General features: G+C 41.1%; 1 protein-coding gene. It reads right to left on the bottom strand.

The genetic code is table 11. From position 1 onward, the window contains the following. A partial coding sequence (locus ACFINO_RS10015; RefSeq protein ID WP_375655669.1) for a glutamate--cysteine ligase occupies positions 1-977 on the bottom strand: 977 nt, incomplete at both ends.

Here is a 977-nt window from a genome sequence, read left to right as displayed (position 1 = left end):
GAGACAAAAACCTATCGGCATCTGTTTGTCCCATTGCAATCACCTCTTCTAAGGGAACCAGAAAATTTGTCTCATCTAAACCATATGCATCATACTGTCTGCGATTTTTTAAACCCTTGCGTGAAATAGCAACAGCCTGACGCGCTATTTCTAAAATTATGGTCTGACGAAAAGGGGTTCTTAGTCCTTCTTTAGGGACATGTCTGCGCATATCCAAAACTTCTTCAAAACACCAATCTTTTGTTAAAGCCTCTGCTTCATTAAGCGCTTCACTATCATAAAGAATCCCAACCCAAAAAGCCGACAACGCACAAATACGCTTCAAAGAACCGCAATCAGCACCTCTCATTTCCAAAAATCGTTTTAAGCGTACTTCAGGAAACAAAGTCGATAGATGATTAATCCAATCTCCCATATTGGGTGTTGCATTTGCAACCTGCCCTCTTAATGCTCCATTCATAAACTGACGAAAAGTTATATGTGTACAATCATAATAACGACCGTCACGCACAACGAAATACATCGGGACATCAAGTGCCCATTCAACGTAATCCGCAAAACCAAAGCGCTCAGAAAATATAAAGGGAAGGACCCCAGTCCTCTGATTATCAGTATCGCACCAAATTTCAGAACGCCAAGACAAAAAGCCATTCGGTCGCCCTTCAGTAAAAGGTGAGCTGGCAAATAATGCTGTCGCAATAGACTGCAACTTCATTGATACTTGCATTTTTCGCCGCATATCCGTTTCAGATGAAAAATCAAGGTTAACCTGAACAGTCGATGTGCGATACATCATCTCAAGACCACTAGGACCAACTTTTGGCATATAATTGGCCATAATCCGATAACGTGACTTAGGCATTCGTGGAGTTTCAGTTAATGTCCACTTTGGACTAGCACCAATGCCTAGAAAACCAATACCCAATGGCTCTGAAATTTTCTTGAGAAGAGCTAAATGCTCAATTACTTCGCAATAA

Origin of the sequence: Bartonella sp. AA83SXKL, from assembly GCF_042196965.1 — a bacterium.
GTDB lineage: Bacteria > Pseudomonadota > Alphaproteobacteria > Rhizobiales > Rhizobiaceae > Bartonella.
This window is presented reverse-complemented; position numbering and strand designations above follow the sequence as displayed.